This window comes from Thioalkalivibrio nitratireducens DSM 14787, from assembly GCF_000321415.2.
Taxonomy (GTDB): Bacteria; Pseudomonadota; Gammaproteobacteria; order Ectothiorhodospirales; family Ectothiorhodospiraceae; genus Thioalkalivibrio; species Thioalkalivibrio nitratireducens.
Genome location: NC_019902.2, coordinates 1,941,035 through 1,954,829, shown reverse-complemented (window position 1 = coordinate 1,954,829; position 13,795 = coordinate 1,941,035). Strand labels below are relative to the sequence as shown.

General features: G+C 67.8%; 13 protein-coding genes. 9 read left to right on the top strand and 4 right to left on the bottom strand.

Going from position 1 to position 13,795, the window contains the following annotated elements:
* Window positions 1–106 precede the first annotated feature (106 nt).
* The 4 genes from rfbD to rfbB are packed head-to-tail and all read right to left on the bottom strand — an operon-like array spanning window position 107 to window position 3,596.
* Complete coding sequence (gene rfbD, locus TVNIR_RS09080) at window positions 107–997, bottom strand: dTDP-4-dehydrorhamnose reductase (protein ID WP_015258718.1); 891 nt, start codon at window positions 995–997, stop codon at window positions 107–109.
* On the bottom strand, window positions 997–1,563 hold the full coding sequence (gene rfbC, locus TVNIR_RS09075) for a dTDP-4-dehydrorhamnose 3,5-epimerase (protein ID WP_015258717.1): 567 nt from the start codon (window positions 1,561–1,563) through the stop codon (window positions 997–999). The genes rfbD and rfbC overlap by 1 nt, the downstream gene beginning before the upstream one ends.
* Window positions 1,560–2,480: a glucose-1-phosphate thymidylyltransferase RfbA gene (rfbA, locus tag TVNIR_RS09070; protein ID WP_015258716.1), complete on the bottom strand. Its 921-nt coding sequence runs from the start codon at window positions 2,478–2,480 to the stop codon at window positions 1,560–1,562. Before rfbA ends, rfbC begins: the two co-directional genes overlap by 4 nt.
* Window positions 2,481–2,495: 15 nt before the next feature.
* Entirely contained in the window at window positions 2,496–3,596 is a 1,101-nt protein-coding gene (gene rfbB, locus TVNIR_RS09065) for a dTDP-glucose 4,6-dehydratase (protein WP_043739550.1), read from the bottom strand.
* Between the two features lie 327 nt (window positions 3,597–3,923).
* On the opposite strand from rfbB, the gene TVNIR_RS09060 reads away from it, so the two are divergent.
* The 9 genes from TVNIR_RS09060 to TVNIR_RS09020 all read left to right on the top strand — a co-directional run bounded on the left by TVNIR_RS09060 (window position 3,924) and on the right by TVNIR_RS09020 (window position 13,787).
* The gene (locus tag TVNIR_RS09060) at window positions 3,924–6,575 is read left to right on the top strand and encodes a glycosyltransferase family A protein (RefSeq protein WP_043739549.1); all 2,652 of its coding nucleotides are present in this window, start codon (window positions 3,924–3,926) and stop codon (window positions 6,573–6,575) included.
* Window positions 6,575–7,828, top strand: a complete 1,254-nt coding sequence (locus tag TVNIR_RS09055; RefSeq protein WP_015258713.1) for a glycosyltransferase — start codon at window positions 6,575–6,577, stop codon at window positions 7,826–7,828. Before TVNIR_RS09060 ends, TVNIR_RS09055 begins: the two co-directional genes overlap by 1 nt.
* Complete coding sequence (gene gspE, locus TVNIR_RS09050; protein WP_015258712.1) at window positions 7,828–9,528, top strand: type II secretion system ATPase GspE; 1,701 nt, start codon at window positions 7,828–7,830, stop codon at window positions 9,526–9,528. The genes TVNIR_RS09055 and gspE overlap by 1 nt, the downstream gene beginning before the upstream one ends.
* A gap of 6 nt (window positions 9,529–9,534) precedes the next feature.
* Window positions 9,535–10,749, top strand: coding sequence for a type II secretion system F family protein (locus TVNIR_RS09045; protein WP_015258711.1), 1,215 nt, complete (start codon window positions 9,535–9,537; stop codon window positions 10,747–10,749).
* 70 nt (window positions 10,750–10,819) lie between these two features.
* Window positions 10,820–11,278 carry a type II secretion system major pseudopilin GspG gene (gene gspG / locus TVNIR_RS09040; protein ID WP_015258710.1) on the top strand — a complete coding sequence of 153 codons (459 nt, stop codon included), beginning with the start codon at window positions 10,820–10,822 and terminating at the stop codon, window positions 11,276–11,278.
* Window positions 11,279–11,295: 17 nt separating this feature from the next.
* On the top strand, window positions 11,296–11,778 hold the full coding sequence (locus TVNIR_RS09035; RefSeq protein ID WP_043739548.1) for a GspH/FimT family pseudopilin: 483 nt from the start codon (window positions 11,296–11,298) through the stop codon (window positions 11,776–11,778).
* A complete protein-coding gene (locus TVNIR_RS09030; protein WP_043739546.1) occupies window positions 11,771–12,202 on the top strand; it encodes a type IV pilus modification PilV family protein in 432 nt (143 codons plus the stop codon). Before TVNIR_RS09035 ends, TVNIR_RS09030 begins: the two co-directional genes overlap by 8 nt.
* A complete protein-coding gene (locus tag TVNIR_RS09025) occupies window positions 12,199–12,852 on the top strand; it encodes a prepilin-type N-terminal cleavage/methylation domain-containing protein (RefSeq protein WP_043739545.1) in 654 nt (217 codons plus the stop codon). The genes TVNIR_RS09030 and TVNIR_RS09025 overlap by 4 nt, the downstream gene beginning before the upstream one ends.
* The gene (locus TVNIR_RS09020; protein WP_015258706.1) at window positions 12,849–13,787 is read left to right on the top strand and encodes a type II secretion system minor pseudopilin; all 939 of its coding nucleotides are present in this window, start codon (window positions 12,849–12,851) and stop codon (window positions 13,785–13,787) included. Before TVNIR_RS09025 ends, TVNIR_RS09020 begins: the two co-directional genes overlap by 4 nt.
* The last annotated feature ends 8 nt before the right edge of the window (window positions 13,788–13,795 follow it).

Here is a 13,795-nt window from a genome sequence, read left to right as displayed (position 1 = left end):
GGCTGCTCCTGCGCTTGTCCGTTTTGCCCTGCGGTCAGCGCGTTGCCCGCAGGGTTCACCGCCGATCATCGCCCGCCCACGAGGGGGGATCGGAGCACCCCCCGGTTCAGGCCGGACCCAGGGCCTTGAAGCTGAGTCGCAATTCCTCGCGCCAATGGCGCCCGTCGTTTCCCGTCAGCGCCCGCAGGGAGTCTTTGTCGAGCAGCGAACACGGCGGGCGGGCGGCCGGTGTGGGGTATTCGCGGGTCGGAATGGGCTCGACGCGGCAGCCGGCGACGTCGAACCCGTTGCGCAGGGCCTCTTCCTGGATTGCAACCGCGAAATCGTACCAGCTCGCCACGCCGGCGTCGGTCCAGTGGTGGATGCCAGACCCCTGATGCTCGATGCTCGCCACGACCGCAGCGGCCAGGCTCGCGGCATGCGTCGGCGTCCCGATCTGGTCTTCCACGACCCGCAGCGTGTCCCGCTCGCGCAGCAGTTTCAGCATCGTGCGCAGGAAATTGTGGCCCTCGGCGGCGTAGACCCACGATGTCCGCACGATCAGCGCCCGATCGCCCAGGATGTCCCGGGTAAAGGTTTCACCGGCGAGTTTGCTGCTGCCATAGACGTTCAGCGGCCCGGTGGTGTCGTCGGGGCGGTACGGGCGTGCTGCTGTACCGTCGAATACGTAGTCGGTGGAAACCTGGGCCATGCGCGCACCCGAGCGCGCCGCCGCCCGCGCGAGGTGCGCGGCGCCCTCGGCATTGATCGCGAAGGCGGCGTCCCGATCGGTCTCGGCGCGGTCGACGGCGGTGTACGCCGCCGCGTTGACGATCCAGTCGGGCCGGGAGCCGGCCACCGCAGCCGTGACTGCGGCGGCCTGCGTGATGTCCAGCGACCTGCGGTTGAACGCCAGCCACTCGAAGCGATCGCCCGCACAGGCCTGCAAGGCCCGCCCGAGCTGCCCGTCGGCGCCGGTCAGCAGGACCCGTGTCCGGCGGCGTGCCGCAGCCGCCATCACGTTGCAGTTCCTTCGTAACCGGGCAGCTTCGCGGGATCGATCGCGTGCAGGCAGGCGGCCTGTGCATCCTTGTCCGAGACGCGGGGTTCGCGGACCGGCCAGTCGATCCCTAGCGCGGGATCATCCCAGCGAACGGAGAGCTCGGCCTCCGGGTGATAGCGATCGGTGCATTTGTAGCAGAAAAGTGCGCGTTCGCTGGTCACGCAGAACCCGTGGGCGAATCCTTCCGGAACCCAGAGCTGGCGATGGTTCGCGGCAGAAAGATACTCGCCCACCCACTGCCCGAAGGTTGGCGAACCCACGCGGACATCGACCGCGACGTCGAACACCTCGCCCTCGAGCACGTACACCAGCTTCCCTTGAGGATGCGGGTTCTGCAGGTGCAGTCCGCGCAGGATCCCCCGCCCAGACGCGGACACGTTGTCCTGCACGAATGCGGCGGGGATTCCGAACTCGGCATAGCGTGCGGCGTGGTAGCTTTCCATGAAGTAACCGCGAGGGTCGCCGAACACCTTCGGTTCGATCCGCAGCACCTCGGGGATGCGCATCGCGGTCACGATCATGCGAACACCGGCTCTTCGAGGATGCTCAGCAGATACTGGCCGTACCCGTTGCGTGCCAGCGGTTCCGCGAGACAGCGCAGTTCCTCTGCACCGATATACCCCATGCGGAACGCAATCTCTTCCGGGCAGGCGATTTTCAGCCCCTGGCGCTTCTCGATGGTCTGGATATAGGTCGATGCCTCGAGCAGGGATTCGTGCGTACCGGTATCCAGCCAGGCCATACCGCGCCCCAGAACCTGCACATCGAGCAGCTCGCGCTCCAGATACCAGCGGTTCACATCGGTGATTTCCAGTTCGCCGCGCGCCGAAGGCCGGAGCTGTGCCGCCACTTCGATGACCTGGGAGTCGTAGTAATACAGGCCGGTGATCGCATAGCGCGAACGCGGTTTCGATGGTTTCTCGTCGAGCGCGACCGCGCGGCCCTGCGCATCGAAAGTCACCACACCGTAACGTTCAGGGTCGTGCACAGGGTAGGCGAATACCGTACTGCTGCGGGTGTCGCGATTCGCCTGCACCAGCTGCCGGGTCAGATCGTGTCCGTAGAAGATGTTGTCCCCCAGGATCAGCGCGCAGGGGCTCCCACGGACAAAATCGGATGCGATCAAGAATGCCTCGGCGATGCCGCCCGGCTTCGACTGCACCGCGTATTCGATGGAGATGCCCCAGCGGCTGCCGTCCCCCAGTAGCTGTTCGAAACGCGGCGTGTCCTCCGGCGTGGAGATCAGCAACACCTCGCGGATACCCGCCAACATCAGCGTCGTCAGCGGGTAATACACCATCGGCTTGTCGAACACCGGCAGCAGTTGCTTCGATACGACGTGGGTCACCGGATACAGGCGGGTGCCGGAGCCGCCCGCGAGAATGATCCCCTTGCGAGCGGGCAGCGAGGCCCGCTCGGGTGCGTTTGGTAAATACATGGTGCGTTGGTCTCGTCAGCCAGGGTGGCGGGTTGGCGGCTCCGCGGCTGCGCCCAGCCGCTCCAGCCGGTAGGCGCCCGAAAGCACACGGCGCCACCAGGGTTCGTGGTCCAGATACCAGCGCACGGTCTTGCGCAGGCCCGACTCGAAGCTCTCGCGGGGAGACCAGCCGAGTTCCGACGTGATCAAGCCGGAATCGATCGCATAGCGGTGGTCGTGGCCCGGCCGGTCGGCGACGAAGGTGATCAGGTCGCGGTGGCTACGCCTGCCCGAATCCGCCCCGAGAGAGCCGGGGCGCAGCTCGTCCAGGAGCGCGCAGAGCATCTCGACCACCTCGATGTTGCGCCGCTCGCAGTTGCCGCCGACGTTGTAGGTTGCGCCGGGCCGGCCGCGTTCGAGCACCGTGCGCAGTGCGCGCGCGTGGTCGTCCACGTACAGCCAGTCGCGCACGTTGGCGCCGTCGCCATACACGGGCAGGGGCCTTCCGTCGAGCGCGTTCAGGATCATGTGCGGGATCAGTTTCTCGGGAAACTGATAGGGGCCGTAGTTGTTCGAGCAGTTGCTGGTGACAACCGGGATGCCATAGGTGTGGTGCCAGGCGCGTGCCAGATGGTCGGACGCGGCCTTGCTGGCCGAGTACGGCGAGTTCGGCTGGTAGGGGGTGTCCTCCCGGAATGCGCCGGAATCGCCGAGCGAGCCGAAGACCTCGTCGGTGGAGACGTGGTGAAAGCGGAAACGCGCCCGGGAATCCGCTTCCAGCGCCGACCAGTAATCGCGCACCGCCTCCAGCAGCGTGTAGGTTCCGACCACGTTGGTGTCGATGAATGCAGCCGGTCCCGTGATCGAGCGGTCCACGTGCGACTCGGCAGCCAGGTGCATGACCGCGTCCGGGCGGTGTTCCCGGAAGACCCGGGCCAACGTGCCGGCGTCGCGGATATCGACCTGCTCGAAGGCATAGCGGGGCGAGTGCGCGACCGGGGCCAGCGAATCGAGGTTTCCTGCATAGGTGAGGCTGTCCACGTTGACCACGCGCACGTCGCTGTGGTCGATGAAATGCCGCACCACCGCCGATCCGATGAACCCTGCGCCCCCCGTCACCAGTAGGGTATATGACATGGGCTGTGTGCTGGAATGTCCAAAATGCCGAACAAGCCGCTTAATATACCATGGATTTTCTGCCTGTCGGGTTTCGTGTTCCGTCGATTTGTGCGGTCGTTTGCCTGTATGATGCGCGGCTTCCGCGATTTTCGGGGGTGGTCGGAAATCGACCTGTCCGGAATCGCCGGGGCCGCCGCTTGTGGCTGCCGGCCTTTAGTTTCCTGTGTGCATGGGTGTGACAGCTGTGACCTTTCTGGAATGGAGCCCTTGTCCGGGCCCCGGCCGCGCCGGGGTTCCGGCGCGGCGCTGCGATGAACCGGTGCGGTGGTGCCGCAAAGCGCGGGCATGACGCGTGCCAGTGGGGGAACCGTGGACGTGCTGGTCCGGTCGATGGGGCGGCCTTCGCTGGTCCGGGCGATCGAGTCGGTGCGGGCGCAGGAAGGGGTTTCGTGTCGCGCCATCATCCTCGCTGCGCACGGCCAGCCGATCCCTGCGGGTCTGCTGCCGGCCGGTGCGCCGTGGGTGCAGGTGCTTGCGCCGGAGCGGCCACTCGGGCGCGCAGCCGCCGCGAACCGGCTCCTCGACGCGGCGCAAGCGGAGTTCGCACTGTTTCTGGATGACGACGATTGGCTGTTGCCGGGGCATTTGCAGCGCCTTGCCGAAGCGCTCGCGCGGCACCCCGGCGCCATTGCTGCGCACGCCGGGGTGCGCTGTGTGGCGGACGCCGAAGGCACCGAACGCCTATGCCGCGTCTATGACGCCGATCTCGACCGCAATCTGATGCAACTGGAGAACCAGCTTCCGATCCATTCGACGCTGTTCCGTGTCGAGTCCCAGCGTGCCGATCCCGCCGTGCGCTTCGATGAAACGCTCGATCACTTCGAGGACTGGGATTTCTGGCTGCAGCTTCTGCAGCGCGGGGATTTCGTTCGCGTTCCGGGCGTTTCGGCCGTCTACGTGCTCGATGCCGAACGGGGGTCCGGGCACGCGGATACCGCCGACCCGGAGCGGCGCCGACGGCTCGCCGCGTTCGGCCGCCGTCAGCTCGCGCGCTGGCAGGGCGAAGACGTCGCCGACCTGATCGAGACGATGGCGGCGCAACGCGTGCGGCTGGGCGACCTCGAGCAGCGCCTGGACCAGGAGCGGGCCCGGGGGGAAGGACTCGAGCGGCAGTTGACTGGCGAGCAAAAGCGCGTGGCTGAGGCGGCGCAGCAGCTCACAGAAGCACACAATGCGGCGCGCCGGCTCGAGGAGCAGCGGCGCACGCTGCAGGCAGAGATCGACGGCGAGCGCCGCACGGCCGAAACCGTTCGTGCGCAACTCGAAGCCGAACGTTCGGAAAACCGGGCGCTGGCTGCGGAGATGCATGCGCAGCGCCGCGAGGCGGAGCACCTCGCCGTAGTTCGCCGAAATCTGCTGCGCCAGGTCGAAGGCCTGAATGCGCATATCGCCGGCATCCACCAATCCCGCTCCTGGCGGCTGACGCGGCCGCTGCGGGCCGGTCGGCGGCTGGTCGGCTGGGTGGGCGAAGGCGGGGTCGGCGTCCTCTGGAACAACGCCTGGCTCGCTTCCCGGTCCGAATTGCGCCGCCATGGCTGGACAGGCGTGTTCCGGCGCAGCCCGTTCTACCTGCGCAACCTGCGGCGCCTGACGGCCGTGATGGCGTTCCGGAATCGGGCTTCGGGGGACAATCCGTTCATGGGCGCCGCTCCTGCGGTTCCGGGGCCCGTGCGCTTGCATCCCGATCTGCTCCAATCGGTCGAACCCATCGAGCAGCGGGTGTCCGTGGTGATCCCCACCTTCAACGCCGGTGCCGAGTTCGCTCTCCTGCTGCGCAAGCTGAAGGCGCAGCGGGACGTGCGCGAGGTCGAGATCGTGGTCGTCGACTCGGGGTCCACCGACGGCACCGCCGAGCGCGCCCGGGCGGCCGGCGCGCGGGTGGTCGCGATCCGCCAGGAGGAGTTTTCGCACAGCCGTGCCCGAAACCTGGGAGCGCGGGCGGCGACCGGCGACCTGCTGCTGTTCATGGTGCAGGATGCGTACCCGGTCGGCGACCGATGGATTCATGGCATGGCCCGGTGGCTGGCCGATCATGCCGCCGAGGGGGTAGCCGCGGCATCGTGCTCGGAGTACAGCCGCAGCGACAGCGACCTGATGTACGACAGCATGATCGCCACGCATTACCGGTTCCTGGGCTGCAGCGAGGGCGATCGCATCGGCAGGTTCACCGGGTCGGACCATCTCGCGCTGCGCACCCAGGGCCAGCTCTCCGACGTCGCGTGCATGATCGGACGGGAGCTGTTCCTTCGGTACGAGTACCGTGGCGATTACGCCGAGGATCTGGATCTCGGCATTCGGCTGATCCGTGCCGGGCACGCGGTGGCGATGCTCGCGTCGATCAAGGTGATCCACTCGCACAACCGTGCGCCCTGGTATTATCTCAAACGCACGTTCGTCGATGTCGTGTTCCTGGTACAGGTGTTCGAAGACTTCGAGATCCTGCGCTGTCCCTCGGCCAGCGCGATGCTCGCTGCGGTGGAGCGCGCTGCGGCTGTCCTCGGGCGCTGGCTCGAAGCGACTGTCGAGCCCCGGGTGACCTGGAGTATCGCCGGGTTCAAGCCGCGCGAACTGCTGCGCTCGGGGGCGGTGGCGGCGGAAGGAGCCGGGACCGGAATCGGGGATGCGTCCGTCGACCGCTTCCTGCAGACGCTGCGCGAGAGCCGCGAAGCGCTGCCTCCGGCCGCGGGCGTTCACGAGCCTTTCACCGAGATGCTGCTCGGTCGGCTCGACCATGTTCAGCAGTTTGCGCTGTCGATCCACCCCTCCGAGGACGGGCGTGTCCGCACCGAGTTTGTCGAGGCGGTGCGCAAGACGTTCGCCGGAACGGTGGGGGCGGCCCTGGCGTATCTGTATCTGGACCGCCGGGACGCAGCGCCGGACGATGTCGATCGCAGATGGGTCGATGGGCTGTACCTGCAGCTGAAATCGGGGGTCTGATGCGGATCCTGTACGTTGTCCACCAGTTCTTTCCAGAGTTTCACACGGGGACCGAGCGCGTCACGCTGAATCTCGCCCGGATGGCGCAGCGTGCCGGGCACCGGGTTCACGTGCTCAGCTGCGCCCTGAACCCGGAGGGGCTCGGCTGGAGACGGGCCGATAGCCTTTCCGGGGGCTGGGAAGGGTTATGGGAAGGGGTGCCGGTCGTGGCCATCGACCGGCGAGCGCTCCCCGCCGCTGTCGAGACCTCGTTCGACGTCTCCGAACGTTCCGTGAACGAGCTGCAGGCCTGGTTTCACCAGCAGCGTTTCGATGTCGTCCACGTGATGCACAGCATGCGCATGGCATCGGCCGTAGCCGCCGCCCAGCGGGCCGCGATCCCGATCGTCGTCACCGCCACCGATTTCTTCCTGCCGTGCCTGCGGATCAACCTGATCGATGCCGAAGGGCGGGTCTGTACCGGCCCCGACGGCGGCCGCCGCTGCGTCCAGGGTTGCGGCAACGCCGCCTGGACGCCTGCGGCGCTGCGCGGACGCTGGGAGCACGCACGGGCGATACTGGCATCCGCCAGCGTGCGGGCGGCCCCGTCTCCCTATGTGGCGGCGCGCATGCAGGATGCGTTTCCCGGTCTGGACTTCCGGGTCGTGGCGCATGGCGTCGATCTGCGGGCCATTGCCGATGCAGAGCCACCGGAACAACCCGGTGCCAAGCCCGCTCTGCGTCTCGCCTACGTCGGTTCGATTGTCGAGGCCAAGGGTCTGCACGTGTTGTTGGAAGCGATGGCGAAGGTGCCCGATGCTTCGCTGCGGCTGATCATTGCCGGACGCGCGCACGAGGCCGCGTATACCCACAGGATTGCGCAGCTTGCCGATGCCGACCCGCGGGTCAGGCCACTCGGCCTCCTTGCGGCGGAGGAGATTGCGGCGCTGATGCGTGCGACCGACCTGCTGTGCGTGCCTTCGCTGGTTCCTGAGAGTTTCTCGCTGGTACTGCACGAGGCGGCTGCGGCGGGCGTGCCGGCGCTCGTCAGCGCGCTTGGCGCGCCCGCAGAGTGGGTGCAGGCCCACGGCAGTGGCGAGGCACTGCCGCCAGGCGCCGTGGATGCCTGGGCGCAGGCGCTGCGGGCGGTTGCGGAAGATCCGGGCCGTGTAGCCGGATGGCGGGAATCGGTGCCGCTGCCGGCGCGGATCGAGGAGGAAGCGTTCTTTTACGAGAATCTCTACCGCAGTATTCGTCGGGCGGGTGCGGCATGATGGGAGAGGCAGTCCTGGATCTGGACATTCCGGACGAAGAGCTCGCTGCCTGGCTGGTGACGCAGGGCCGGCTGCGTACTGCAGACCTGGAGCGCTCGCGCCGCCTCGCCCAGAGCGAGGGACTTGCATTGGCGGCGGTGTTGCTTCGCCTTGGTGTGGTCGGCGACCGCGACCTTGCCGACGCACTCGCGGCGCTGACCGGCGTCGCCATCGTGCGTGCGGAGGACAGCCCCGATTTGCTCGAGCCCCCCGCAGATCTGCCCGAGCGTTTTTTGCGCGAGGTGCGCGCGGTGCCGCTCGGTGAGGAAGACGGCCGGCTGGTGCTGGCGCTGGCGGATCCGAGGGACCGTTTCGTGCTCGATTCCGTTGCGCTGGCAGCCGGTCAGGAAGTGACGCCGCGGATCGCCCTTCCGGCCGACATCACGACGCTGCTCGACCGCCTTGCGCACCAAAGTCTCGCGCCCGACGCGGCGGATGCCGTCTACGACGACGAGGTGCGCGAGGAGGACATCGAGCACCTGCGCGACATGGCCAGCGAAGCCCCGGTGATCCGGCTGGTGAACGCGATTTTGCAGCAGGCGGTCGATGCGCGCGCCTCGGACATTCACATCGAACCCTTCGAAGGCAGCCTGAAGGTGCGCCTGCGCATCGACGGCATCCTGCACGAGATCGACGCACCGCCGGCCCGGTCCTCCGCGGCGGTGATCTCCCGGGTCAAGATCATGGCCCGGCTCAACATCGCGGAGCGACGGTTACCCCAGGACGGCCGGATCAAGATCCGCATTCTTGGCAAGGAGCTCGACCTGCGTGTATCCACCGTGCCTACGCTCTACGGCGAAAGCGTCGTCCTGCGCCTGCTCGACAAGGAAAGCGTGGTCCTCGATTTCGAGACTCTCGGCTTCGAGGGGGATGCGCTTGCGCGTTTTCTCGACGTGCTGAATCTGCCGCATGGCATCATTCTCGTCACTGGTCCGACCGGCAGCGGCAAGAGCACTTCCCTTTACACGGCGCTGTCGCGGCTCAATACTGCGGAACGCAAGATCATCACGGTCGAGGATCCGGTCGAATACCAGCTCGACGGCGTCAACCAGATCCAGGTCAAGCCGCAGATCGGCCTGACCTTCGCGACGGCGCTGCGGAGTATCGTGCGTCAGGATCCGGACATCATCATGGTCGGCGAGATGCGCGACCTCGAGACCGCGCAGATCGCGGTCCAGTCCGCGCTGACCGGCCACCTCGTGTTGTCCACGCTGCACACGAACGACGCGGCGGCGAGCATCAGCCGGCTGCTCGACATGGGGGTCGAGGAGTACCTGCTGACCTCCACCGTCAACGGTATCCTGGCGCAGCGCCTGGTGCGCAGGCTCTGCCCCGACTGTCGCGAGCCGGTCCACCTGGTGCCCGAGCTGGTCGCGGAAACCGGTCTGGAACGCTTCGCACCGCCGGAAGGTCTGCAGGTGTACCAGGCGGTTGGCTGCCCGGCCTGCGCGCACACCGGCTTCCGCGGTCGGCTGGCGATCACGGAGTTCCTGGTGATGAGCGATCCGATCCGCAGCCTGGTGATGCGGCAGGCGCCCGCGGGCGACATCGCGAAGCAGGCACGGGAGGAAGGCATGCGCACCCTATACGAGGACGGTCTCACCAAGGTCGCGCGCGGCCTGACCACACTTGACGAAATCCTGCGGGTGACGGAGAGCTAGCCGGTCGTGCCACTGTTCCATTACAAGGCATCCACCGGTGAAGGCGAGGTCGTCGAGGGCGAATACGAGGCGCCCGACGCGCAAGCGGTGGTCCGTTATCTGCAGTCCTCCGGGCAGATCCCGATCCGGGTGCGCGAAGCGCACGGCATGGCCGCACTGCACCTGCCGGGCATCGGGCGGAACCGGCGTGTCCGCGCGCAGGACCTGCACGCGTTTACCGAAGAGCTCGCCACGCTGCTTCGGGCGGGACTGCCGCTCGAGCGTTCGCTGCAGATGCTGGTGGAACTCTCGGGGGATTCGCCTCTCGGCGGTCTCGTGGCGCGGGTGCTCGACCGCGTCCGTAGCGGTTCGTCCTTGTCCGACGCACTCGAGGCACAGGGCAGCGTGTTCTCGCGTCTCTACGTGAACATGGTCCGGGCCGGCGAGCTGGGCGGTTCGCTGGATGGGGTACTGACACGCCTCGCGGACTATCTGCGCCGGTCGCGGGAACTGCGCGAGACCATCGTATCGGCGCTGGTCTACCCGGCGATCCTGGTCGTGGTGTCGGTGATCTCGGTCCTGGTGTTGCTGACGTTCGTCGTGCCGCATTTTACCCAGCTGTTCGAGGATGCCGACCAGGCGTTGCCCCTGATGACGCAGGTGGTCGTCGCCAGCGGCGATTTCATGGCCGGATACGGCTGGACGATCCCGATCGGAGCCGTGCTCCTGTACCTGTTCCTGCGCCGGCAGCTGCGGCGTCCGCAGAGCCGGTTGCGCTGGGACCGCCGCCTGTTGCGCCTGCCGCTGTTCGGCGATCTGATCCGCAAGCTCGAGACCGCGCGCCTGTCACGGACCCTGGGCACGCTCCTCGGGAACGGCGTACCGCTGCTGGCAGGGCTGTCGATCGTGCGCGAGACGTTGGGCAACCGGGTGCTCGCGGAAGGTCTGGGTACCGCCGTCGACGGTCTCAAGGAAGGAAAGGGCATGGCCGATCCGCTGCTCCAGGCAGACGTGTTCCCGAAGCTCGGCGTGCAGATGATCAAGGTCGGCGAGCAGACCGGGCGTCTCGAAGACATGCTGATCCAGGTCGCCGACGTCTACGACCGCGAGGTCCGCACCGCGATCCAGCGGATGCTGACGCTGCTCGAACCCGTGCTGATCGTGGGCCTGGGTCTGGTCATCGCGTTCATCATCATCTCGATCCTGGTGGCGATTGTCAGCGTGAACGAACTCGCCTTTTGAACGCCGGTCCAACGCCGGTAGAATTCCCGCCGACTGACCATCCAACCGACACTGGAAGTGAATGAAAACGATGATTCCGATTCCTGCGACGCCGTTTCCGGCGCGCGCCGCCGCGGGCACCCGTGTTCGCGGATTTACCCTGATCGAACTGCTCGTCGTCCTGGTGATCCTCGGGCTGCTGGCCGGGCTGGTGGGTCCGCAGGTGATGCGTTATCTCGGCGAGTCGAAGACGCGCGCCGCCCAGGTGCAGATCCAGGAATTGAGTTCCGCGCTCGATCTATACCGCCTGGACGTCGGCTCCTATCCGACGACCGAGCAAGGCCTGTCGGCACTGGTGCGGGAGCCCTCAGGTGCGCAGCGCTGGAACGGCCCCTATCTGCGCAAGCGCGAGGTGCCCGAGGATCCCTGGGGCAACGCCTATCGTTACCGGTTTCCCGGGCAGCACGGTGCGTTCGACCTCTGGTCCTACGGGGCTGACGGCCGTGAGGGTGGTGAAGGCGAAAGCGCAGATGTCGTGAGCTGGGAGTAGCGACGGTTTTGGTCGCCATGTCCCGGACCGTCGCGGTCGGCGATCGCCGGGGGTTCACGATGATCGAATTGATGGTCGTGCTGGTGATCCTTTCGGTGGGGCTGGTACTCGTCGTGCCGCGTTTCGACGGGGCGCTGGCGGGGCTGGAGATCAAGGGTGCCGCCCGCGACCTCGCGTCGGGCCTGCGCTACGCGCGGGGCCGCGCCATCGCCTCCGGAGAGCCGGTCGGCTTGTTCGTCGATGTGGAACAGGGCCTCTACTGGATCGGCGACGACGCCCGTCAGCGCAAGCTCCCCGGCGGCATCGACCTGCGGATGGTGACAGGAACCACCGAAGTCGTCGGCGACAGCGTGGGCGCGATCACCTTCTTCCCCGATGGTTCGGCCACCGGCGGCAGGCTGACGCTGGCGGCGGGGCAGCGTCGCTATCGGGTCGACGTCCAGTGGCTGACCGGGCGGGTGGGCATCACCGCTGGCGGCGGAGCCGGCGGCGATGCCTGACCGAACCCGGCGGCGGACGTGCCCGAAGACCCGTCCGGGGCGGGGCCGAGGGTTTTCGCTTCTCGAAGTGCTGGTCGCCTTCGTGCTGATGTCGGTCACGCTCGCGGTGCTGTTTCAGGTGTTTTCCGGCGGCTTGCGCCTCTCGGCGCAGGCTGGGGAATATGCCACCGCGCTGCGCCTGGCGCAGAGTCAGCTCGCGCTGGCTGGCGTCGAGGAACCGTTGCAAGTCGGGGAAACCCGGGGCGACTTCGGCCGCGACGGCTACCGGTGGCGCCAGACGGTCGCACCCCACGAATGGATCGATGGCGGTCTGGCACAGCCCGCTGGGCTGGACGCCTTCCTGGTCACGCTGGAAGTGTATTGGGGCGAGGCACGGCCGCGATCGCTACAGTTGACCACACTCCGGGTGGTGGCGTCCCGATGACGCGCGTGCGGTGGCGGTCGGGTCCGGCGCGTGGATTCACGCTGCTGGAGGTGATGATCGCGCTGGTGCTGCTCGGTCTGCTGCTGAGCCTGCTGTTCTCGGGGCTGCGCCTGGGCGCGGGAAGCTGGGATGCCGCGGAACGCGCCGGCCGCGAGGTCGCCGACCGCATGCAGGTGCTCGAGTTCATCGACCGCAGCCTGGCGCGCGCCGAGCCGGTGTTCCGGCAGACCGCGGACCAGGGCCCGGTGCTCGTTTTCGAGGGGCGCCCGGATGGTGTCGACTGGGTGGCGGCCCTGCCCGGGCACCGCGGCGGCGGCGGCCTGTACCGCCTCTCGCTCGAGGTGGCGGGTGCAGGTACCGCGGAAGCCGCGCTGGTCCTCGGGCAGCGCCTGTTCCATCCGGATACGCTCGCGGCGACGCAGACCGACCGCGAGACCCTCGCCGACGGCGTGCAGGAAATCGCGCTTGAGTATTTCGGCACCCAGGCGCACGGCCGCGAACCGAACTGGACCGACCACTGGCGGGCGGACCGCCTGCCGCGTCTGGTGCGGATGCGCATCCGCGACCGGGAAGGCGAATGGCCGCCGCTGATCGTCGCGCCGCGCCAGGATTATGGCGCCCAGATCTGGATCACGGAGCCGCGGCCATGACGCGGAAGCGGACGCTGGCAGCGCGCAGGCGCCGGCGCGGGGTTGCGCTGGTCACCACGCTGTGGATCATAACATTGCTGACGGTGATCGCCGGCAGCCTGACGCTGGGCATGCGCCGGGAAGCCGGGATCGTGCACTACCTGCAGCAGGTCACCGAAGCGCGCACGCTGGCCGAGGGCGGCATCCACCACGCGGCGCTGATGCTGAGCCACCCGCAGCCGGAACAGCGCTGGAGCGGCGACGGCGCGCTGCGGCGCATCGTGCTCGGCGACCGGGAGATCTGGGTCCGGGTCCGCGATGCGGCCGCCTACGTCGACCTGAACCACGCGCCGGGCGAGCTGCTCGACGCGCTGCTGCTTTCGGCCGGAGCCGACGAAGCCGCGCAGCGCAGCCGGCTGGTCGACAACATCCTCGACTGGCGGGATCCGAGCCCGGAGCGCCGGCTGCATGGCGACGGTGCCGCAGGCTATGCGGCCGCCGGGCGTGCCGACGGCCCGCGCAACGGACCGTTTCCGGCGGTCGAGGAGCTCCAGCGCGTTCTTGGCATCACGCCGACGGTCTATCGTCGGGTTGCGCCATGGCTGACGGTATATTCCGGGGTTGCGGGCATTGCCCCGGAGATCGCGGACCCGCGCCTGCTGACCGCGCTGTCGGCTGCGGAGCCGGTGGTCCTGGACGGCTTCGTGCAGGAACGCGAGGCGGCGCTTGCACAGGGGAGACCGGGGCCGGCTTTCCCCGGCGCGTTCGCGCACGTAGCCTCGCCCGCCGGAATCGCGTATATTGTCGAGTCTTTCGTCGTGCTGCCGGGAGGGGGCTCCGCGGGCCTGCGGGCCACACTCGTTCCTGCGAATGACGGCGGCGGGAAGCCCTTCACGATCGTGGCCTATCGCGATCGCGGCCGCGTTACGGGGGCAGGCGATGGGGCGAGCAGGTGAATGTGGAA